At 63.8% G+C, this 22,884-nt stretch carries 10 protein-coding genes; 7 read left to right on the forward strand and 3 right to left on the reverse strand.

Going from position 1 to position 22,884, the window contains the following annotated elements; translation table 11 throughout:
• Positions 1–105 precede the first annotated feature (105 nt).
• The 3 genes from HNQ40_RS17935 to HNQ40_RS17945 all read left to right on the forward strand — a co-directional run bounded on the left by HNQ40_RS17935 (position 106) and on the right by HNQ40_RS17945 (position 7,209).
• The gene (locus HNQ40_RS17935; protein WP_184679326.1) at positions 106–3,597 is read left to right on the forward strand and encodes a transglutaminase family protein; all 3,492 of its coding nucleotides are present in this window, start codon (positions 106–108) and stop codon (positions 3,595–3,597) included.
• A gap of 70 nt (positions 3,598–3,667) precedes the next feature.
• The gene (locus HNQ40_RS17940) at positions 3,668–6,337 is read left to right on the forward strand and encodes a circularly permuted type 2 ATP-grasp protein (RefSeq protein WP_184679327.1); all 2,670 of its coding nucleotides are present in this window, start codon (positions 3,668–3,670) and stop codon (positions 6,335–6,337) included.
• Positions 6,334–7,209, forward strand: a complete 876-nt coding sequence (locus HNQ40_RS17945; protein WP_184679328.1) for a transglutaminase family protein — start codon at positions 6,334–6,336, stop codon at positions 7,207–7,209. Before HNQ40_RS17940 ends, HNQ40_RS17945 begins: the two co-directional genes overlap by 4 nt.
• A 203-nt stretch (positions 7,210–7,412) precedes the next feature.
• On the opposite strand, the gene HNQ40_RS17950 is transcribed toward HNQ40_RS17945, so the two are convergent.
• Complete coding sequence (locus tag HNQ40_RS17950) at positions 7,413–10,775, reverse strand: family 16 glycoside hydrolase (RefSeq protein ID WP_184679329.1); 3,363 nt, start codon at positions 10,773–10,775, stop codon at positions 7,413–7,415.
• A 316-nt stretch (positions 10,776–11,091) separates the two neighbouring features.
• On the opposite strand from HNQ40_RS17950, the gene HNQ40_RS17955 reads away from it, so the two are divergent.
• The 4 genes from HNQ40_RS17955 to HNQ40_RS17970 all read left to right on the forward strand — a co-directional run bounded on the left by HNQ40_RS17955 (position 11,092) and on the right by HNQ40_RS17970 (position 18,715).
• Positions 11,092–12,894, forward strand: coding sequence for an arylsulfatase (locus HNQ40_RS17955; RefSeq protein ID WP_184679330.1), 1,803 nt, complete (start codon positions 11,092–11,094; stop codon positions 12,892–12,894).
• A 262-nt stretch (positions 12,895–13,156) separates the two neighbouring features.
• Positions 13,157–14,917, forward strand: coding sequence for a sulfatase-like hydrolase/transferase (locus HNQ40_RS17960; protein ID WP_221435643.1), 1,761 nt, complete (start codon positions 13,157–13,159; stop codon positions 14,915–14,917).
• Positions 14,918–14,970: 53 nt separating this feature from the next.
• Positions 14,971–16,821 (forward strand): sulfatase-like hydrolase/transferase, encoded by a 1,851-nt coding sequence (locus HNQ40_RS17965; protein WP_184679332.1) that lies wholly within the window; start codon positions 14,971–14,973, stop codon positions 16,819–16,821.
• Positions 16,822–16,918: 97 nt separating this feature from the next.
• Complete coding sequence (locus tag HNQ40_RS17970) at positions 16,919–18,715, forward strand: sulfatase-like hydrolase/transferase (RefSeq protein WP_221435644.1); 1,797 nt, start codon at positions 16,919–16,921, stop codon at positions 18,713–18,715.
• 95 nt (positions 18,716–18,810) lie between these two features.
• Here HNQ40_RS17970 and HNQ40_RS17975 read toward each other — a convergent pair whose 3' ends face one another.
• Positions 18,811–20,352, reverse strand: coding sequence for a DUF7133 domain-containing protein (locus tag HNQ40_RS17975; protein WP_184679334.1), 1,542 nt, complete (start codon positions 20,350–20,352; stop codon positions 18,811–18,813).
• Positions 20,340–22,472, reverse strand: coding sequence for a c-type cytochrome (locus HNQ40_RS17980; protein ID WP_221435645.1), 2,133 nt, complete (start codon positions 22,470–22,472; stop codon positions 20,340–20,342). Before HNQ40_RS17980 ends, HNQ40_RS17975 begins: the two co-directional genes overlap by 13 nt.
• Positions 22,473–22,884: the final 412 nt, after the last annotated feature.

Here is a 22,884-nt window from a genome sequence, read left to right on the forward strand (position 1 = left end):
GTGCGGGCTTCGGGGTCGTGGGGTGGGGCGGTGTATACTGCCCTCGCAACGGACGTGGATCAGGCCTGCTGCGTGCCGTTGCGATGACGCCCCAGGATTGCCCCCATGGCGATACGCATCGCCCTGCATCACCAGACCCGATACCGATACGACCGCCCGGTGGAGATGGGCCCCCAGGTGGTTCGCCTGCGCCCCGCGCCGCACTGCCGCACGCCCATCGGGGCCTACTCCATGAAGGTGGAGGTTGGGCCGGGCGAAGAGCAGCCGTTCATCAACTGGCAGCAGGACCCGCAGAGCAACTACCTCGCCCGGCTGGTCTTCCCCAAGCCGGTGACGCGTTTCGGGATCGAGATCGATCTGGTCGCGGACCTGACGCCGATCAACCCGTTCGATTTTTTCCTGGAGGAGTACGCCGAGGACTTCCCGTTTGAGTACGAGGAGGCCCTGGCGCGTGAGCTCCGGCCGTACCTGGAGACGCTGGGTGAGAAGCAGTGCGGCCCGCTGTTCGAGGAGATGTTCGCGTCGATCAATCGTGAGAAGCGGCGGTCGGTGGACTTTCTGGTGGATGTGAACCAGATGGTCGAGCAGCGGCTGGATTATTCGCTGCGTTACGACCCCGGCGTGCAGACGCCCGAAGAGACGCTGAAGAAGGGCGTGGGTTCCTGCCGCGATTTCGCTTGGCTGCTCGTTCAACTGCTGCGACGCAGCGGGCTGGCGGCGCGGTTTGTCTCGGGGTACTCGGTGCAGCTCGTGGCGGACGAGAAGCCGATCGAGGAGGGGGCGGCGGCGGGCGTGCCGCAAGACGTGACCGACCTGCACGCCTGGGCCGAGGTGTACCTGCCGGGCGCGGGCTGGGTGGGGCTGGACGCGACGAGCGGCATGATGTGCGGGGAGGGGCACTTCCCCTTGGCGGCCTCGCCGGACCCGGGGAGTGCGGCGCCGATCTCCGGCAGCCTGGGCGAGGCCGAGGTCGAGTTCGACTACGCGATGACGATCAACCGGGTCCACGAAGACCCGCGAGTGACCAGGCCGTACACGGATGACCAGTGGGAGAAGATCAACACGCTGGGTCAGCAGATCGACGACCGGCTCAACGCGGGGGACGTGCGCCTGACCATGGGCGGGGAGCCGACGTTCGTCTCGATCGACGACCAGGAGGGCGAGACGTGGAACACCGCCGCGGTCGGCGGGGGCAAGCGTCAATACGCCGACCAACTCGTCCAACGCTTGCGCAACAAGATCGCCCCTGGCAGCCTGCTGCACATCGGCCAGGGCAAGTGGTACCCCGGCGAGCCGCTGCCACGTTGGGCGCTCGGCCTGTACTGGCGCAAAGACGGCAAGCCGATGTGGAGCCGCGACGACCTCATCGCCGACGAATCGAAAGACTACGGCTACGACACGCCCCACGCCCGCAAGTTCCTCCAGAAGCTGACTAAGAAGCTCGGCGTGTCCAGCCGGTACGTGAAGTCGGTCTACGAAGACACGAAGCACTACCAGGACATCAAAGCCAAGCTCCCGGTCAACGTGACGCCGCAGGACAATCGGCTCGAAAGCATCGAGGACCGCGAACGTTTGAAGCGCGTCTTCGGGCGCGGGCTGAACCGGCCCGTGGGATACGTGCTGCCGCTCAAGCGGGTGTTCAGCCCGGATGGCCCGCAGTGGCAGAGCGGTCTGTGGATGATGCAGGGCCCGGCCGACAAGACGATGGAGACGCAGCCGCGCGGCAAGAAGAAGTCCAAGGCCAAACCACAGCCCAAGCCCAATGCGCGTCCGCTGCCGCGTGGCGGCCGAATCCGGCTCATCCCCGGGGACTCGCCGGTCGGGCTGCGTCTGCCGCTGGACCGATTGCCGTGGGTGGTGGAGGACGAGTACCCCTACGTCGTCGAGGCCGACCCGATGCACGCGGCGACCAAGCCCCTGCCCGAGCCCGACCACTTCACCCAAGGCGGACGCCATCGGGCCGCCCGCAGCGAAGAAGTCGAGCTCCCGCCCGATCGCCACATCAACCGACAGGAACCGATCCCCGCGCCGGGCGACCGCGTCCCGCAAGTCGGCGAGTCGGCCAGCTGGGTGATCCGCTCGGCGATCTGCGTCGAGCCGCGCGAAGGCCGGATCTACATCTTTATGCCGCCGGTCGAGCAGCTCGAAGACTACCTGCATTTGGTCTACGCGATCGAAGCCACGGCGGAGGAGCTGAAGATGCCCGTCATTATCGAGGGCTACACCCCGCCGACCGATCCGCGCATCCATAACCTCAAGGTCACGCCCGACCCCGGCGTGATCGAGGTCAACGTCCACCCCGCTGCGTCGTGGGACGAACTGGTCGATACGACGACGACGCTGTACGACGCCGCGCGCCGTTGCCGACTCGGCACCGAGAAGTTCCAGCTCGACGGCCGACACACCGGCACGGGTGGCGGCAACCACGTCGTAGTCGGCGCGGCGACGCCGTTGGATTCGCCGTTCCTGCGTCGGCCGGACCTGCTGCGAAGTTTGCTCGGCCATTGGCACAACCACCCCTCGCTCAGCTACCTGTTCAGCGGGATGTTCATCGGCCCGACAAGTCAGGCTCCCCGCGTCGACGAGGGCCGCGCGGATGCGACGTACGAGTTGGAGATTGCTTGCGGCCAGATCCCCGACCCCGGCGGGCAAGGTATCCCGCCGTGGCTGGTCGACCGCGTGTTCCGGAACCTGCTCACCGACCTGACCGGCAATACGCACCGGGCCGAGTTCTGCATCGACAAGCTCTACTCGCCCGACTCGGCGACGGGGCGTTTGGGGCTGGTCGAGTTCCGCGGCTTCGAGATGCCGCCGCACCCGCGGATGGGATTGACCCAGGCGTTGCTGCTGCGGGCGTTGATTGCGAAGTTCTGGGAGTCCCCGGGCAAGCACCACCTGGTGCGATGGGGCACGATGCTGCACGACCGGTTCCTGCTGCCGCACTTCGTGGAAGAGGATTTCAAGGAAGTCCTCAAGGACCTCGCCGAGGACGGGTTCGCGATCGATCCCGCGTGGTACGACGCGTTCTTCGAATTCCGTTTCCCGCGTCACGGCACGTACACCTGCGAAGGCGTCACGATCGAACTTCGCCAAGCGATCGAGCCGTGGCTCACGCTCGGCGAAGAAGCGACCGGGCAGGGCACCGCGCGGTACGTCGATTCGTCGCTCGAACGCATGCAGGTCAAGGTCACCGGCCTGGTCGGCTCGGTCTCAGGAGCTCGGAAGTACGCCGTCGCGGTCAACGGGCAGGAACTCCCACTGACCCCCACCGGTCGGCAGGGCGAGTTCGTCGCGGGGCTGCGTTACCGCGCCTGGCAGCCGCCCAGTTGCCTGCACCCGACCATCCCGATCCACACGCCGCTGACTTTCGACCTGGTTGATACGTGGTCCAACCGTTCGATCGGCGGATGCACGTACCACGTCGTCCACCCCGGCGGCATGAGTTACGAAACGTTCCCGATCAACGCGCTCGAGGCCGAGTCTCGCCGCGTGAATCGGTTCTTCCAGCACGGTCACACGCCCGGCTCCTTCCAGATGCGACCGACCACGCGCAGCGAAGAGATGCCCGTGACGCTAGACCTGCGTCGCAAGCTTTGAATCCGCATTAGTTCACCCCAATTCCTTGGGATCGCGGGCCGCCGCGGTTCCCCGCTAAGATACGCGGCTCATGACCCACTCCGTGGCCAACCCGGACACCGACCACTCGCTGACCCAGTCGTACGGCGAGCCCAACGGTGTGCACGACGAGATGAAAAACGCCGAGGGCGGGGTGCGCCCCGCTTGGGAGGGGTTGGCCGGCCGTCTTGATGTGCTGGGGGCCGACGAACTGGGCCGACGCTGGTCGCACGGCCAGCGGATGATCCAGGACAACGGCGTGACGTACAACGTCTACGGCGACCCGCGTGGGATGGATCGGCCGTGGCAGCTCGACCCGGTGCCGATGATCGTCGGGGCCGAGGAATGGGCGATGATCGAGGCGGGTCTGATCCAGCGTGCGAAGCTGCTCAACGCGGTGTGTGCCGATCTCTACGGTCCGCAAAAACTCCTGAAGTCCGGCCAACTCCCCGCCGAGTTGATCATGGGCCATCCCGGTTTTCTGAGGCCCTGCCACAACCTGAAGGTGCCCAAGCAGCGGTACCTGTCGTTCTACGGCGTGGACCTGGCGCGATCGCCCGAAGGCAAGTGGTGGGTGCTCAACGACCGGACCCAGGCGACCTCCGGCGCGGGCTATGCGTTGGAGAATCGCTTGGTGATCTCCCGGACGCTGCCGGGCGTGTTCCGTGATTGTCAGGTGACCCGGCACGCACGGTTCTTTGCACGGTGGCGTGAGACGCTGCGGGCGATGTCGCCGCGTGTGGGTGACAACCCGCGGATCGTGCTGCTGACGCCCGGGCCGTTCAACGAAACGTTTTTCGAACACGCCTACCTGGCGCGGTACCTCGGCTTCACGCTGGCGCAGGGCGACGACCTGACGGTGCGCGACAACAAGGTGTTCCTGAAAACCCTCGGGGGGCTGCGGCGGGTGGACGTGATCCTCCGTCGCCTTGACGACAGCTACTGCGACCCGCTGGAGCTACGCGGCGACTCGGCCATCGGCGTACCCGGGCTTGTGCAGGCGGCGTGGGCGGGCAACGTCACGATCGCCAACGCGTTGGGCACCGGTCTGCTCGAAACCCCGGGGCTGATGCCGTTCTACCCGGGCCTCTGTAAGAAGCTGCTGGGCGAAGAAGAAAAACTGCCCAGCCTCGCCACGTGGTGGTGCGGTCAGCCCAAAGAACTCGACTACGTCCTCAAATACCTGCATGAGTTGGTCATCAAGCCCGCGTACCCCGGTGCCCCGGCCCGCGGCCTCGGCGGCGTGCACATCGACGCGATCTTCGGCGATCAACTCACCGAGGACCAGGGCAAACAGATCGCCGAATTGATCCGCTCGCGGCCCGAGGCGTTTGCGGCGCAGGAAAACGTCAACATCTCCACCACTCCGGTGTGGCGCGACGGCAAGCTCGAGCCGCGCCACATGATCTTGCGTGCCTACGTGGCGGCGTGCGACGACGAGCCGGGCTATGTCGTGATGCCCGGCGGCTTGACCCGGGTCTCCAACACCGCCGACTCACGCGTCACCTCGATGCAGCGCGGCGGCGGCAGCAAAGACACCTGGATCATCTCCGACGGGCCGGTCTCGAACTTCAGCCTGCTCAGCGGCGACGCCTCGGCCTCCGCCACGGCTCTGGCCAACGACAGCTTCGACCTGCCCAGCCGTGTGGCGGACAACCTCTATTGGCTGGGGCGATACGTCGAGCGCACCGAGGGGCTGGTCCGGCTGCTGCGGGCGATCATGGAACGTCTCACCGACGACGCCCAACCCGACGACCGCCCCGAACTGATCGCGCTGGTGAACGCGTTGGATACGGTCAGCGAGAACCACGCCGAGGAAGACGATTCGGTTGAATCGCGGATCCTCTCGGCGATGTTCAACCCCGAAGTCTCCAGCGGGCTGTACCAAACCCTCGCCAACGCCCGCCGGCTTGCATCGACCGCGCGCGACCGCATCTCGCTGGATACCTGGCGGATCGTCAGCCAATTGGGGCGCGACTACCAGGAAATCACCGGCCCGATCGCGGTGCCGTCCGAAGGCAAGGACGACGAAGAAGCCTGGCAGCCCCCGATCACCGAGTTGGGGGATGCGATGGAGCTGCTCGACCAGATGATCATCACGCTCGCCGCGTTCACGGGGCTGGGCACCGAGTCGATGCTGCGTAACCAGGGCTGGCGATTCCTGGACATGGGGCGGCGTCTGGAACGAGCGTTGAATCATGCGGAACTGCTGCGGCTCCTGGCGGTCAGCCCGCTCGACAACGAAGGCCTGACCCTCGACGCCCTGCTCGAAGTCATGGCCAGCGCGATGAGCTACCGCCAACGCTACCTCGCGGTGCCGTCGGCACTCACCACGCTCGACATGCTGCTGCTCGACGAGACCAACCCGCGTTCCGTGGCCTACCAGGTGGCCCAACTCTCCGAGCACCTCGACCGATTGCCCCGGCCCTCAACGCCCGACACGCGGCTCACCGAAGACCAACGCCGTGTGCTAGACATGCTGACCGGGCTGCGCCTTGCCGACCCCGGCTGGCTGGCCATGGTGAACATGCAGTCCCAGCGCGACGCGTTGTCCGAGTACCTCACCGGCCTGACCGATCAGCTGCCGCAACTCTCCGATGCCATTGCCCGTCAGTTCCTGAGTCACAACGCGGTCTCGACCCGCCTGGGCAGTACCACGCGGAAGCCTGCTGAGTATGCCGAGCCCGATCGGCTGGACAAGGTCAACCAGGAGGGCGCATGAAGTACCGCATCAAGCACGAGACCGAGTACAGCTACGCGTCCTCCGTCGGCGTGGGACACAACCAGGTGTTTCTCCGCCCGCGTGATCTGCCGGGCCAGCAGAAGTGCCTGGGCAACCTCATCGACTTTGAGCCGGTTCCCGCCAACTCGAATGTCCGCCACGATTACTTCGGTAACCAAACCACGCTGTTCACGATCCAGGAATCGCATACGCATATGAGTGTGGTATCGGTGAGTGAGGTGGAAGTGACACCCGCGGGGCCGCCGATCCCCGGGATGAGCCCGCCCTGGGAGCAGGTCCGTGACCAGGTGAGGTGGGATACCTCGGCGGCGGGTTTGGAAATGCTCCAGTTCATCTACGACTCCACGTTGATCCGTGCGTTGCCGGAGTTGACAGAATACGCAAAGGAATCCTTCACCGAGGGGCGGCCGATCTTCGACGCGGCGCTGGAGTTGACCCACCGTATCTTCACCGACTTCAAGTACGACCCGACCACGACCACGGTCTCGACGCCGGTGGATGAGGTGTTCGCGCAGCGGTCGGGCGTGTGCCAGGACTTCTCGCACATGCAGATCGCCATGCTGCGTGGTCTGGGTTTGCCCGCCCGGTATGTGTCGGGCTACCTGCGTACCTTCCACAAGGAAGAGGACCCCAAACTCATCGGCGCTGATGCGTCGCATGCGTGGCTGGCCGTGGGCGACGGTCAGGGCAACTGGACGGACTTCGATCCGACCAACGACCAGATCCCCAGCGAGCACCACATCACGCTCGCCTGGGGCCGGGACTACGCCGACGTCAGCCCCGTCCGCGGCGTGATCATCGGCGGGGGGGATCAGACGATCGACGTGCGGGTGCGCGTCACGCCGATCTGATCACGGATTCAAGGCACGTGATTAGAAGCAGAGCGACTTGCTCTGTGGGGGGTGTTTTCTCCCCTCCCTTGAGGGAGGGGCCGGGGGAGGGTGCCGAGGCGTGCGGTTTCACCCCGGGTGGGGGCGAGTTTTCACACCCTCCCCTAACCCCTCCCTCAAGGGAGGGGAATTGAACCCGACACTACTGGTGAAATAGGAATGCTCTAGCAGCCGCAATCCGCAGCTCCGGGTTTGAACTCCCGGAGCTTGATGTTGCGGAAACGGACGGTGGGGCGGTCGTCCCGAGCGCCCACGCCGTGCACCTGCAGGCCGATGTGGCCCTCGGCGGTCATCGCGTCCATGAGGTCGGCCGCGGGCACGCCGTTGACCCAGGTCTGGATGCGGGAGCCTTTCGCCACCACCCGGATCTGGTTCCACTCGCCCTGCCGCCATGCATGACGGGCGTAGGGCTTCTCGATCAGCGGGTTGAGCCAGCCGCGTCGGCCCTCGTCGAAGATGCCGCCGCTGTAGCGTCGGTCGGTCGGGTCACCTTCGACCTGATAGCCACGGATCTTGCCCGAGCGCTTGTCGATCCCGCCGTCGACGTGGCTGCGGATCTGGACGCCCGAGTTCAGGTCGGTGGTGAGGATTTCGTAGGACAGCTCGAAATCGCGGTAGGTCTGTTCGGTCATGAGGAACGTGTTGCCGCCGCTGTTGGGCACAGCGGTGCCGACGATCTCGCCGTTGTCCACGGCAAATTCGGATTGGCCACCACGCACCACCCAGCCGTCGAGCGACTTCCCATCAAACAAATCTCGCTCGGGTTCCGGGCTGTAGGTTGAGGTTTCGAGCGGAGCGACCCACACGTTGCGGAACCGCACCGGGCCCTCGGCATCGCTCCAGTGCCCTTGCAGACGCAGCGGCCCGGTGAGCATCGTCTCCCCTTCGCGGACCGGCTCGCCGTGCTTGGCCGCCGAGCCGGTGGGTTGCGGGAGTTCCACGTCGTGGTGGACCAGCACCCCGTTCCAATACAAGGTGATCCGGGCGTTCTCGGTTTTGTTGCCGCTTTCGTCAAAGCGAGCGGCGCGGAACCAGATGTCGTAGCTCTGCCATTCTCCCGGCCCGGCCGAGGCGTTGACGTCGGCGGGCTTGAACTTGTAGAGCGATCCGGCTTCCCAGGGTTCGAGCGCCTTGTCCGCCGGGGTGCTGAGCACCTGGACTTCGTAGCGTCCCTGGATGTACACGCCGCTGTTGCCGGTCTGCTTGCCGTAACCGCCGTCTTCCCGGGCTGGTGCCATCCATTCGAGGTGCAGGCGTTGGTCGCCGAAGGTCGCCGACGACATCAGATTGCCCAGGCTCTTCGAGACCGCAACGCCCTCCGCGGGGTCCATCTGGATGAGTTCGTCTTGGGTGACCGCGCCCTTGTTGGCCATCCGCTTGGGCTCGACGTTGGAGTGGTACATCAGGCCCTTGGACGAACGGCCGATCAACGCCACCGCGTCCGCGGGCGGCAGCACACCCATGCCGATCCCGGGGTTGTCGCTTTCGTCGGAGACGATGATGCGACCGTTGATCGTGCTGGGCTCGATCGGCTCGGCAGTCGGAATCATGTTGAGGGTGTAGAACGCCTCGGTCGACCAGATCGTCTCGCCATCCAATGAGGTCGGCAGCATCCGCAGGTACACGCAGCGCCACGGTTTCAGATCAGGGATCACCAAACGCACGCCCTGGCCGTCTTCATCGGGGTGGGCTTCAGCCGCTTTGAGGATTTCCTGGTTCGTCTTCCAGCCGCCGTACTGCGCGGTGGGGTTGTAGTTCCATTGCTCGACGTCGTAGTTCGACGCGTCGGCGAGCCACTCGGCATCGATCGGCTTGGTGAAGCGGACGTGGAAGCCGTCGGGCGTTGCGCTGACGCTGAGCATCTCGAAGACGGTCTTGCCGTTGGGCGTCATGCGTTGCAGGCCGAAGCGGGTGCCGTTCCACGCCCAGCTCCCCCCGGCCCCGATGCCGCCGATGTACAGGCTGCCGTCGGGCCCCCAGTCCAGGCGGTTCACGCCGCACTCAAGGCCCTGAGTAAACCGGAAGGCGGCGCCCTGCCACTGTCCGTTGACCTTTTCGAGGTAGCCACGGCGAATGCCGCCGGAGGTGATCTCGCCGATCAACATCTGCCCGGCAAACGGGCCGTCCTCGATGAGCAGCGCCTTGCTGGGCGAGTTGATGAACTCGTTCTGCGGGAGGTAGAGCACGGGGGTGCTGCGGATCTGGTCCGAGTAGGTGCTGGGGTGGCCGCCTTCGGGGAAGCGGTCCGCGAGGTTGGGGACGATGTTGGTCCGGTTGAAGTGGCCGTAGAACCGGCCGGGCTGGACGTGAGACAGCACGCTGGTCGGGAACCAGGTGCCTTGGTTGTCGGCATAGAAGAGCGAACCTTCGGGGCCCATCGCTACGGTGTTGGGCGTGCGTAATCCACCGGCGATCACGCGGACCGATTCGGTGGCGAGGTCGATCTCGATCATCGAGCCGCGCATCGGGCCGTTGGTCGCGGCGTTGGTGCCCATGCCTTCCCAGCCGGGAGGGGCCATGGCGGTGGAGAGCGCGACGTAGAGCTTGCCGTGGTGGTGGATCAGGCCGAAGGAGAACTGGTGGTAGTTCCAGCCTTCCCAGCCCTCGCCCACGGTGTGGTGGGTCTCGAAGTAGCCGTCGCCGTCTTGGTCGGTCAGGCGGGTGACGGCCCGGCGGTGCGAGACGTAGAGCGCGTCACCGATGGCGCAAAGACCGCTGGGCTCGAGGAAACCGTCGGCGATCTCGACGAGTTCGTAGGCGTCCGCATCGTTCCCGGTTGCGCCGCGGACCTCGTAGAGTTTGTCGGGTTCCTTGCTGTCGATGTCGGGCAGCGCCACGTTGGAGCGCTGCTTCGGGCTGAACGTGCCGACGATCAGCCGGCCGTCGTCGATGAAGGTCATCGCGCCGACGCTGGGCTTGCTGTCGGTGGGGCGGATGGTGGCGATGTCGTAGCCGGGGTGCAGTCCCGCGACCGCCTTGCCGTCGCCGGGGCTGCGCGTGTTCGAGAGCCGCTTGACGCCCGGCGAGGTCACACGCGTTGGGTCGGCGATGCTGCGCCAGTACTCGGCGGGTATGGACTCGAAGTCTTCAGCGCCGGGCGCACGCCATTCCAAAGCGAGATTCGATTCCTCGCCCACGGTCAGCTGCTGGATGTTGAACCGGACGTAGCTGCCTTCATCGTTCCAGACCATGCTCGTTTCGATGACTTCCGGGTCGCCGATCGTCGTGTCGCCACGGACCCCGCCCCAGACCTGGAAGCGCAGGGCGCCGTTGCCGGTCAGTCGAACTTGGTACTTGCCGGGCTCGGGGCAAGTCAGTTCGCTTTGGATCACGATGACACGCTTGCCCGGCACGGCCTCGGCCCAAGGCGCGGATTCGTGAAAATCCAGCGCTTCGTGGAGCTGTTCGTAGTTGGGCGTCTGGTGCGGAGCGAGCTTGGGCACGTTCGTCAGGTCGCCCTCAACCGAGTACACCTGCACCGCAACGCCGGTCTCATAAGCCACCTGCCCCGACGCGGCGGAGCCCATGGCCAGGAGCAGAACACAACAGAGGGTTTGACAGGAAAAACAAGCGAAGTTTCGCGCAAAGCTTGGCATGGAGATTAGACCTGGTAAGGAAGAGGCGTCTTAGGTGTTCGAAGGAACGGAGGAGGCGGTTGACCCGGATGCCGGGGCCACGCAGGAGGCGGAGGATCAGTCTAACAATTCTGGGTCAAATGATGAGCGTAATTGTCAAAAAATATGCCCGCGCGGGTTTGATGCGGGGTCGCTTCCGCGGCGGCGGATTATCATGACCGGCCCGTGAGACTCCGTTTTTCCGCTCGAGAACCCCATCAGTTCCCCCATGAATAAGAACCGTCCGAACGTTTTGGTGATCGTGACCGACGACCAGGGCTACGGCGATTTTTCCTGCAGCGGGAACCCGTGGCTGAAAACCCCCGAACTCGACCGGTTCCACGACGACGCGGTGCGTCTCCAGCAGTTCCATACCGATCCGATGTGCGCTCCGAGCCGGGCGGCGCTGATGACCGGATGCTACTCGGCCAGGGCGGGCGTTTGGAGCACGCTGACCGGTCGTTACTTCCTGAATCGGGATATGCCCACCATGGCCGACCACTTCCGGGCCGGCGGCTACCGCACGGGGATGTTCGGCAAGTGGCACCTGGGGGATTCGCGTCGCTACCTCCCCCACGACCGCGGTTTCGACGAGGCGCTCTACCACGGCGGCGGCGTCATCGGCGAGATGCCCGACCGCTGGGATAACGACTACTTCAACGCGGTGTTCTGGCGCAACGGCGTGCCCGAGCGATTCGAAGACACCTACTGCACCGACGTCTGGTGCCACGAAGCCTCCGAATTCATCCGGCGGAGTGTGGCTGACGAGCAGCCGTTCTTCTGCTACCTGCCGTTGAACGCCCCGCACAGCCCGTACGACGTCCACGCCGACTACGCCAAGCCCTACCTCGACCAAGGCGTTCCCCACGACCGGGCGCACTTCTTCGGGATGATCGCCAACATCGACGAGAACGTGGGAAAGCTGCGACAGCACCTCGAGGACTTGGGCATCGCCGACGACACGATCATCGTTTACACCGGCGACAACGGAACCGCCTGCGGCGCGACGGTCGACCACGAGGGTTTTGTTGCCGAGGGCTACAACGCGGGGCTGCGCGGCAAGAAGTGCTGGAGCACCGACGGCGGGCACCGCAACCTCTGCATGATCCGCTGGGCCAACGGCGGTTGGAGCGGGGGGCGAGACGTCGATCAACTCACGGCGCACTTCGATCTAGTGCCCACGCTCATCGAGCAGTGCGACTTGGCCGGGGAAGCTTCAGCGCCGAGCAGATTCGATGGGCACGATCTCTCTCAGGCGCTTCAGGGCGAACACGATGAGCAACTCGATGAACGCGCGATCGTCGTCCACAACCAGCAGCGCGACAACCCGGAGAAGTACAAAGACTTTGCGGTGATGACCCGTGACTGGCGGCTCTGCCAAACCACCGACTGGGGGCCGGGTCGGCGAGAGCTCACCCGTGCCGACCACGATGTCGAGCAGCGGCAGGATGTTTCGGAACAGCACCCCGAAGTGGTCGCGCAGCTGATGGGGGTTTACGAGGCCTGGTGGGAGGAATTGGACGCGGGGTTCGATCAGGTCTGGCCGTTCTATCTCAGTCAGGATGATGACTCGGTGATGATGACCGCCCACGCCTGGCACGGCGTGGATCGACCGCCGGGGATCTACGACCAGAACCACTGCCGGCTCGGCGTGCCGCAGAACGGCTACTGGCTGATCGAAGTCGCGGACGCGGGGCGGTACACCTTTGAGTTCCGCCGCTGGCCTCGTGAGGTCGATGCGCCTATGACCGCGGGGCTTCCCGCTCGCATCGGCGTGCCCCACGTGAGCGATCGCCCCGAAGGCGCGAGCTTGTCATTTAAGCGCGCAAAACTTGCAATTCACGATGTTGATGTAGATCAGCAAGGTGATTCTGTCGCCTTGGTCGATCAGGCCATCACCCCCGACCTTTGCCACGTGACCCTTGTGGCCGATTTGAGTCCCGGGCGTTACCGCGTTCAGGCTTGGTTGATCGATGAAAACAAGATTGATCGAGGGGCGTATTACTGTTACGTCAATCAGATTCGAGATTAATCCAACTGCGCGCATCGAGACTACTTCCGATCTTGTCAATCTATAAATCGACGGTTAATGTAGACAATCAACATGTGGGTCTAAGCCATATGACTTGGCTGTAAATTCCACGGACGTGATTCCCTCTTCAACCCTGCTTTCTTTTTAACGAGACAACATGACTGCTTTTAAACCGGCTGTTCTATCGATAGCTCTTCTTGCGATCTGCTCTGCTGTCATTTTCCCGGGGCAAGCTCAGGCGGGTGACAAACAACCCAACATCATGTGGATCGTCACCGACGACCAGCGGCCCGACTCGCTGCAGGCCTACAACCGCGCGGTCTTCGGCACCGACGACAGCCCGCTGGGCTACGTCGAGTCGCCCGTGGCCGACGCCTTGGCCGCCGAGGGCACGCTGTTTATCAACGCGTTCAACAACTCCCCGGCGTGTGGCCCTTCGCGGGGCTCGTTCCACTCCGGGCGGTACCCCTTCCGCAACGGGCACTACGCCTTCGAACAAACCCACCAGGAGCCCGACTTCACGCGGCCGGTGATCATGCAGACGCTGCGTGACCTGGGCTACACCTCCGCGAGCTTCGGCAAGTCCGACAGCTACATCTACCGCTGGGGGCCCGGCCAAGGTTTCCACGACCCCGGCCACTGGGACCACCGCATCCACTTCAAGAACCAGCTCCAGAAAGTCGGCTACGGCGACCTGTTCGGCAACACGGCTTACACCAAGAACTGGACCAAGCTCGGGCAAGCCGAGTGGGCCCACTACCCCGACGGCAGCGTGAAGGAATACTTCCTGAGCCGGGTCGATGGCCCGATCACCGAAGACGATAAACGCATCCGCGCCGAGGTCGAAGAAGAGTTCGACATCCTCCGCTCTTACACCCGTGGCGGAAACAAGAACCTGATCATCGGCGGCGTGAACCCCATGCCCGCCGACAAGACCGTCGACGCCCGCGTGGTCGATGAATTTGAAAGCCACCTCGCCAACGCCGACCAGGGGTACAAAACCGTTTGGGGCCTGGATGTTCAGGGGCCCGACAGCAGCAAGCCCGTGCTGATGCACCTGGGTTTCCACCTGCCCCACACCCCGGTCCTGCCGCCCAAGTCGATCCGCGAGCGTTTCCAGCAGGAAACCTACAAGGTGCCGGAGTTCGACAAAGAAGCCGAGGTCTCGAAGCTGCCGCCGCAGCTCGATCGGCTGTTCAAGGCGATGAACTTCGACGACATGACCGACGACGAGAAGCAGCAGGCGATCCAGGACTACTACGCCTTCTGCGCCCACGGCGACGCGCTCATGGGCCGGGCGATCGAATCGTTCAAGGAATACTCGGCGAAGCAAGACCGGGACTGGCTGATCATCTTCCTGGTCGGCGATCACAGCTGGCACCTCGGCGAACAGGGCATCGAAGCTAAGTTCGGCCCGTGGCACCACTCGGTGGGCAACGCGATCATTATGGCCTCGTCCGACAAGTCGCTCGTGCCCGCGGGCAAGGTGTACAACGGCCTGGTCGAATACGTGGACCTCGCCCCCACCCTCATCCAAACCGCCGGTGGCGACATCGCCTCCGAGCAGTTCGACTACCTCGACGGCTACAGCCTGCTGGATGTCGTCCACGAGCGTAAGCCCAAGCGCGACTACATCCTCGGCGAGATGAACCTCGTGATCGGCCCCCGCGCCTACCTCCACTCCGAACGCTTTCGCTTCTCCATGCGGACCCGCCCGTTCGACAACTGGGTCAACGAAAAGCAGCTCGGCAAGAACCTGCAGTGGGCGCTCAAGGCCCCGGTCGAGAAGGTGGACCTGGCGCTCTACGACCTGAAGTACGACCCCATGGAACGCAACAACGTGGCCGCCGACCCGGAGTACGTCGAGCTCGCGGCGTTCTTCCGCGACAAGCTGGGGCGGATCGTGCTGGGCGACGGCCGGATCGAGTGCGACTGGTCCAAGCCCAACACCTACCACATCAGCAACTTCGCAGAAGGGGCAGACGACAAGAAGCTCGATATCCCCGCGGAACTCATCCCTTGATCCTCATCCCGGTCGTCCACGCTAGCCGTTGGTTTCGATACTCGGAGTACACGATGCGCAAGTTTTTCATCCTGCTGCTATTAACGCTGGCGATTCTGCCGGGCAAAGCCGTTGCGGCAGAACAAACCCAGCCCAACATTCTCTACATCCTGACCGACGACCAGCGATACGACTCGATCCAGGCGTTCAACCGCATCCTACACGGGCGCGACCACAGCGCCTTGGGTTATGTCGAGTCGCCTAATGTCGACCGCCTGACGGAGATGGGCACGACGTTCATCAACGCCTGGAGCCACACCCAGGGCTGCGCCCCGTCACGCGCGGCGATCCACTACGGTCGATACCCGCACCACACCGGGCTCTATTCGTTTGAGTACCACAACAACAAGGTCGAGCATTGGCAGCAGTCGATGCCCGAAGTCATGGCCGAGCTGGGCTACCAGACGTTCCACGTCGGCAAGCTCGGTGTGCGACAGCGCAAGATCGGGTCCAACGGCGAAAGCAAGGGGCAGTACCCGCTCTACGAGAACGACATCAACGCCAAGATCATGTGGAACGAGGGGTTCACCGACTGGAACAAGGGCACCATGACCGAGATCGAAGGCGTCAAGCTGCCGCACCCGGTCAAGAACGTGGTGACCATGTACAGCCCCGAAGGCCGGGAGTACACCGGGTCGGGCCTGAACACCATCCCCGGATTCGAGCACATGAGCAAGGAGACGGATGAGAAGTACCACCTGATCCGTCACTACAAGCCCGGCCAAAACCGCGAGCCCGGCTACTGGCCCACGTTCTACGGCGGCGTCAGCCCCCAACCGGCCGGCCTCACCCGCGACGCGTGGTACGTCACGGAGCTCGAGAATTTCCTCGACCACCCCGGCGAGAAACTGACCATCGGCTCGCAGGCCTACGACGGCGTGGACCAGTCCCGCCCGATCTTCGCCCACCTGGGCTTCAACTTCCCGCACACCCCGGTGTTCCCGCCCAAGTCGTACCGCGAGCGGTTCCAGAAGATCACCTACGACATCCCGACCTGGGATTTGGATGAGTTCGCCAAGCTGCCGCCGCAGATGCAGAATTTCGTGAAGAACCACAAGCCGTCGGACCACTTCACCGACGCCGAGAAGCAGCAGATGGTGCAGGACTACTACGCCTTCTGCGCCTACGGCGACGAGCTGGTCGGCCAGGCCGCCGATGCGTTCATCGAATACAACGAAACACGCGGCGAGCCGTGGATGATCGTCTACGTCTGCGGCGACCACGGCTGGAAGTTCAACGAGCACGGCTCGACCGCGAAGTTCACCTCGTGGCGTCCAGATGCCCAAAACCCGATGATCGTGGTTTCGTCGGACAAAGAAGCCTTCCCGGCGGGCAAGGTGGTTCACGCGTTCGCCGAGTTCGTCGATATCAAGCCCACGGTGATCGCCGCGGGCGGAGCGGATCTGTCTTCCGATCGTTTCACCTACCTCGATGGCTACGACCTGGCCAAGGTCGCTTCGGGTGAACTTGCACCACGCGACTACATCATCGGCGAGAACCTCGTGCTCACCGGCCCGCGTGCCACCATCCGCACCGAGCAGTACATGTTCTCGCTCCGCAACCGGCCGCACGACAAGCGTGGCGAAGATTTCGAGTGGGCGCTCAGCGCCAGCTACGAAGACCTCGAGCCGATCCTCTACGACGTGATCGCCGACCCCGATGAGCTGAATAACCTCGCCCACGACCCCGCGTACCGTGAGGTCGCCGAGGCGTTGAAAACCAAGCTCCTCGACATTGTGCTGGGCGACGGCCGGGTCGAAGTCGAATGGGAGCAGTGGGGCACCGGAACCCAGGTGTTTACCAGCAACTTCGCCCCGGGCGCGGATGACAAGACGATCAAGATTCCGGCGGTCGGTGCCCCGTAGTTCATTTTTCGACCACTACTCATTTTTCATGGACATGAACCTTTATCGAAAGATCAAGATGCATAAATATTTCAGCTTACTTCTCTTGGCATTTCTTATGATTTCGCCGACCGCGATCGCGGCCGATGATGTTCAACCCAACGTGCTGTACATCATCACCGACGACCAGCGCTATGACTCCATCCAGGCGTTCAACCGCATCCTGCACGGCCGGGACCACAGCGCCCTGGGCTACGTCGAGTCGCCGAACGTCGACCGCCTCGCGGAGATGGGCACGACCTTCATCAACACCTTCTGCCACGCCCAGGGCTGCGCTCCTTCGCGGGCCTCGATCCACCACGGCCGATACCCGCACCGCTCGGGCCTCTACGAGTTTGAATGGCACAACAACACCGTCCCCCACTGGCAGCCTTCGATGCCCGAGCAGATGGCCGAGCTGGGCTACCAGACGTTCCACGTCGGCAAACTCGGCGTCCGCATCCGCACCTTCGGCGCGAACGGCAAGCTCAAGGGGCATCAGATTTACGAGCAGGACATCAGCTTCCACAAGATGTGGGCCGAGGGCCTGACCGACTGGAGCAAAGGCAAGATCACCGAGATCGACGGCAAGAAACTCCCCGAGCCCACGCACACCGACTGGTTCTTCTCGCCCGACGGCGTCGACTACGGCGGGCCCGCGCTCAACGACGTGCCCGGCTTCGAAAACCACAGCGCGAAAGTCGATGCGAAGTACGACCTGTTCCGCAAGTACGATCCGCCGAACGCCAAGCCCCTATGGAACACCGGCATGATCCTCGGCGGCGTCAGTCCGCAGCCCGCGGGCCTCACGCGTGACGGGCGTTACAACACCGAGCTCACCCGCTTCCTGGAAAACCCCGGCAAGAAATTGACGGTCGGCTCGCAGACCTACACCGGCGTGGACACCAGTAAGCCGCTGTTCGCCCACATCGGCTACGACTTCCCCCACACCCCCGTGCTGCCGCCCAAGTCCTACCGCGAGCGCTTCAGCAAGAAGACCTACAAGATCCCCGTGGTGGACCCCAAGGAAGCAGACACGCTTCCCAAGGACCTGAAGCAGTTCGTTACTTGGACCAACGCTTCGGACCACTTCACCGATGCGGATAAGCAGATCATGGTGCAGGACTATTACGCGTTCTGCGCCTACGGCGACGAGCTGGTCGGCAAAGCGGCGGACGACTTCATCGCGTACAGCGAGTCGCAAGGTCAGCCCTGGGTCGTTGTCTATGTGTGCGGCGACCACGGCTGGAAGCTCAACGAGCACGGCGCGATCTCGAAGTTCACGCCGTGGCTGATCGACTCGCTGAACCCGATCATCGTGGTGTCTTCGGACAAAGAGAAATTCCCCGCGGGCAAGGTGGTGCACGCCTTCACCGAGTTCGTCGATATCAAGCCCACGGTGATCGCCGCGGGCGGGGGGGACCTGTCCCAGGAGAAGTACGCCTATCTGGACGGCTACGACTTGGCGAAGGTCGCGTCGGGCGAGCTGGCTCCCCGGCCGTACATCATCGGCGAGAGCCACGCCGTGACCGGCCCGCGTGCGACGATCCGCACAGAGCAGTACATGTTCTCGCTCAAGCCGCGACCCGACAAGAAGCACGGCGGCGACTTCAAGTGGGCCCTCAAAGCCGACTACGAAGACCTCGAGCCGATCCTCTACGACGTGAAGGCCGACCCGGATGAGCTGAACAACCTCGCCCACAACCCCAAGTACCGCGGCGTGGCCGACGCGCTCAAGGCCAAGCTGTTGAACATCGTGCTGGGCGACGGCCGGGTCGAGGTCGAGTGGGGCGCGAAAGGCGATGGCACCGAGTTCTTTACGAGTAACTTCGCCCCGGGGGCGGACGACAAGACGCTCGAGCTACCTACGCCGTGAACGGATTGATTAACCTCGAAACATAAAACGCCCGCCGTTTGATCGGCGGGCGTTTTTTCTTGGTTTGTTTGGGCGTTGGCGAGGCTGCCGGTTGTTTACTCCGCCGGGATCTCGTTGACGGTGTAATAGCCAAGCGGGTGCCAGAGGCCTTCGTCTTTGGATTCCGCCGAGCGGACGCCTTCCATCTTCAGCTCGTGAACGTCGCCTTTCACGATGCCTTCGACGACCAACCGCACCGACATTCCGTCCTCGGCCACCGTCGCCGAGGTGATCGTCTGGTCGGCGTGGTTGATCTCGGGGCTGCCGTAGGCCGCCTGGTACCAGTAGGTCCAGCTCTTCATCTGGTAAGACGCGACGTCGCCCGCGGTTTCGGGGTCGGCGGGCTTGGTAAAGGTCAGCGTGAAGCCGTCGGGTTCGATGCGCATCTCGTGCACCTCGAACGGTACCTCGCCGGTCCAACGGATACGTTCAAACGCGAACGGGCTGCCGCCGCGCGAGCCCCAACCGCGGTCGGTCTCGCCGGTGAAGATGAAGCCTTCCTCGGCCATCATCACGCCCACCGGCCCTGAGCGGAAGCCCGAGACAAAGTGGAACACCGCGCCTTGCTGCACGCCGTTGATCTCTTCGAGGAAGACGCGTTGGACTTGGCTGTGAGTGATCTCGCCGACGAACATCTGCCCGGCAAACGGGCCGAACTTGCCTTCGCTGTTGTCATACACGATGCCGGTGGGCGAGTTGCCGACCTTGCCATGCGGGAAGATGACCGCAGGGGGGAGGTAGCGCGGGTTGCGCTGACGCTCGTCTTCGGTGAGGGTCTGGTCTTGTTCCGGCCAGCCGGGATCGGGGCCGAGGTAGTCTTCGACGCCTTTGGTCGCGAGGTCTTCCTTGGCTTGCTTGTACCACGTGTTGCCCGTGGGGTTGCCCGCGTGGGAGCCGAGCTTCAGGTGCTTGAGCGAACTCGTGCCGTTCCAGAGGCCTTGGTTGTCGGTGTAGAACACTTCGCCGGTGGCGTCGAAGCCGATGCCGCCGGGCGAGCGGATACCGCCCACGCTGGGAAGCAGTTCACCTTCGGGCGTGATCCGCACGGCCCAGCCGCGGAGGTAGACCGGGCTCGATCCCGAGCCGGTAAGGCAGAGCACCGCCCACATGTTGCCGTCCTTATCCGGCGGCGACATGAAGTTGTACTCGTGGTAGTTGTCGGTGGTCGGCCACTCGTTGTTGAAGGTGTCGTAGACATCCGCCACGCCGTCGCCGTTCTCGTCGTGCATGCGTACGACCTGGGTGTGCTCGGCGGCGTAGAGCCAATCGTCTTTCCAGACGATGGTGAGCGGCTCGTCGAGGCCGGCGGCGAAGCGGGTGAACTCGAAGTCTTCGACCGGGCCGAAGATGTTGTCGACGAAGTAGACCTCGCCGCGGCGCGTGGAAGCGGCCAGCCGATCGCCTTCGAGGCGGGCAAAACCCGCGGCTTCAAAGACGACGCCTTCGGGCGTGGGGATGTCTTCGATGACGTAGTACTTCTTCTCGCTCTCGGGCTGCTTGGTGGGCTTGGCCGAGGCGTCCGGGCTGACGGCCGCCATGCTGGCGAGCGCCACGCTGGCGGCGGTCAGGGTGCGGGTCAGGGGGGTTAGTCGATCCATTGATACTCCCAGGCCCAGGTGGCGCGGTGGCCGGGGCTTTGTGGTTCGAGTTCGGTGTGGCTCAGGATCCACGACGGCAGGTCGATGGAGACGTCTTCCCAAGCGGCGGGGGCGACCAGCAGGTCGCGATCGCCTTGGCGGCGGATTTCGGGCAACGGGCTGCTGGCGTCAACCACCACGCGGTAGCTGCCGTCGACTTGATACGTGCCCTGCCCCAGGTCTTCGATCTTGGCTCCCTCGGCGAGCAAAGCGACCAGGGTGTTGCTCGCTTCGGGCGAGTTCACTTCGAGCGTGCGCGTCAGGCTGCCGGTCTGCGGGACCGAACGGTCGCTGAGCACGCCATCGAAGAACTTGCTGTAGAACACCGGGAGCTTGTCGACCACGCGGTGGCCGATGAACTCGTAGCCCTCCGGGCTTTGGTTCACCTTCACCGGACCGGGCCAGTCGGCGTCGAGCGAAGCGAGGATCGCAACGGGCTGACGCGTCGTAAGGTCCAGCGCATCCGAGCCCTCGGGCCCCATGTGCTTGTCGTTACGCCCCAGCCAGACCGCGGCGGCGTTGAGGTATTCACCCTGCCAGGCCCGCGTCAGCTGTGACCGACTGAAGTCGTACGCATAGTTCACTCGCAGCGGGTGGCCCACGGCCATGCCCAGGTGGCCCAACCCTTCGAACCGGCCGCGGAGCAGGATCGGCTCATCACGCTCCGGCACCAGCAGGTAATTGGGGTTAGAAAGCTGCATGTCGTTGGTCGGCTTGGGCGTGATCGCCCACTTGGTCCGCGACACACTGTCGGCACGGGCCGAGGCCTTCAGGTTCTTCCACCCCACGCCCTGGTGGTAGTAGAGCTTGACCTGGTGTGTCCCCGGCGACATCAGCTTGGTCGCCTTCTTGTTCAGCCATTTCGATTTGATGTCCGGCTGATTCACCACGGCTTCGTCGCCGACAACCAAGACGGCGGTGCCGGCCCCTTCAAGGGCGAAGTGGTACTGGTCTTCTGCGGGGACTTCGAGTTCGCCCTCGAAGACGACCGCAAACAGGGCATCCTTTTCGTGATGCCCAGCGATCTTGGTTGTATCGAAATAGTTCGACTCGATCTCGCCCTCGTCGATCACCGGCAGCGCATCGAACTCTGGCGTGTTCAGGTGCAAACCTTCGGGGATATCGCTCATGTCGATCCGACGGAAACGCACGTTGGTCAACGGCGAAACGTTGTCCACCGCCGCGAGCTCCGGGCCGGGCCAGGGTTCGTGTCGGTCGGCGTACTTCGCACGCAGCGCCGCGACCTGGTCCGCGTAGATCGGCGCGGCTTCGTTGCCCCACGCTTGTCGGACGTAAGTCAGGGTGGCGGCCATCTCTTCGTCGGTAAGAAGGCCGCCCTGGCCGGGCATCTCGTTGCTGTAGGATTTGCCGAGGACTTCGATCTCGCCGCTGATGCCGTGCAACGCGATCTTGATCAAACGGTTGTGGTCTCCGGTGACCCAGGGGGTTCCGGCGAGTGGGGGGTAGGCGCCTTCGATCCCCTGGCCGTTGGGCTGGTGACACGTGGCGCACATCGCGGCGCCGTTGTAGAGCGCGTGGCCCCATGCGATCGGGTCGCTCGTGTCGGCCTCTGCGGCTTCGTGTGCGCCGCCGGCCTGAGCCGTGTCTGCGGGCAGGCCATCGAGTTCAGCCACTGTCCACGGCAGTTTGCGGTCGGGGTATTTAGCCTGCACCGCACGGACTTCCTCGGCGGTGATCTCCGACGCTTCGTTTCGCCAGTTGTTGCGGACATAGGTCAGGACCGCCGCGATTTCTTCGGGGCTGAGCTGGTTGCCCAGGCCCGCCATGACCGAGTCGTACTTCTCGCCCTTGACCTCGATCGGCCCGCTCATGCCGTGCGTCACGATCTTGATCAAACGCTCGGTGTCATCGCTCACCACGCTGGGATTGGCCCGAAGCGGTGGGAACTGGGGCGGCTGCCCTTGCCCGATGGATTGGTGGCAAGTGACGCAGGAAGCCGGCCGGTTGTAGACCTCTTGTCCCAGGGCCATGGTTTCGCCGCTGGGCCCGCTATCGCCGCAGCCCCATAGAGAACAGCAAATCACGAGGATCGTGATGGGCATCAAGTTCAGTTTCATCATGATGGAGTTACTAAAAAGAAGATTAAAACCAAGTCCTTAAAGTATTTTACCAGGGCCCGGAAGAGGAGCGATACCTTAGTTTCAAGGCGGTCGAAAAGCCAATCGAGCCTTCTGTTGACGCAGGACACCATCGGCATGGTGAGTGGCTCGGCATCACTTGGGCTCTACTCGCTAATCGCGGGGTGATCGCTGGTCCCTCAGTCGATACCCCTGCTTTGATCGATTTTCACAAAAAACCTTGGAAAGCTTGCCACTTCTGGGGTATCTTATTTGAACTTGGTTGATTGAAAACAATCGACAAACCGAGTGCGATTCTTTCCCGCCCCACGCTCTGTCGCCTTTTGGTGATCCCTCCGCGTGATGCTTCGCCGCTGTTATCCAGGTCAATTCTTTTTCAGTGTGGAGTTGTTTT

The sequence above is a fragment of the Algisphaera agarilytica genome (genome assembly GCF_014207595.1).
GTDB classification, from domain to species: Bacteria; Planctomycetota; Phycisphaerae; order Phycisphaerales; family Phycisphaeraceae; genus Algisphaera; species Algisphaera agarilytica.

Bases quoted from the DNA above. Each gene is read 5' to 3' on its own strand.
- HNQ40_RS17935 (WP_184679326.1), top strand. From the start codon at position 106: ATGGCGATACGCATCGCCCTGCATCACCAGACCCGATACCGATACGAC.
- HNQ40_RS17940 (WP_184679327.1), top strand. From the start codon at position 3,668: ATGACCCACTCCGTGGCCAACCCGGACACCGACCACTCGCTGACCCAG.
- HNQ40_RS17945 (WP_184679328.1), top strand. From the start codon at position 6,334: ATGAAGTACCGCATCAAGCACGAGACCGAGTACAGCTACGCGTCCTCC.
- HNQ40_RS17950 (WP_184679329.1), bottom strand. From the start codon at position 10,775: ATGGGCTCCGCCGCGTCGGGGCAGGTGGCTTATGAGACCGGCGTTGCG.
- HNQ40_RS17955 (WP_184679330.1), top strand. From the start codon at position 11,092: ATGAATAAGAACCGTCCGAACGTTTTGGTGATCGTGACCGACGACCAG.
- HNQ40_RS17960 (WP_221435643.1), top strand. From the start codon at position 13,157: ATGTGGATCGTCACCGACGACCAGCGGCCCGACTCGCTGCAGGCCTAC.
- HNQ40_RS17965 (WP_184679332.1), top strand. From the start codon at position 14,971: ATGCGCAAGTTTTTCATCCTGCTGCTATTAACGCTGGCGATTCTGCCG.
- HNQ40_RS17970 (WP_221435644.1), top strand. From the start codon at position 16,919: ATGATTTCGCCGACCGCGATCGCGGCCGATGATGTTCAACCCAACGTG.
- HNQ40_RS17975 (WP_184679334.1), bottom strand. From the start codon at position 20,352: ATGGATCGACTAACCCCCCTGACCCGCACCCTGACCGCCGCCAGCGTG.
- HNQ40_RS17980 (WP_221435645.1), bottom strand. From the start codon at position 22,472: ATGATGAAACTGAACTTGATGCCCATCACGATCCTCGTGATTTGCTGT.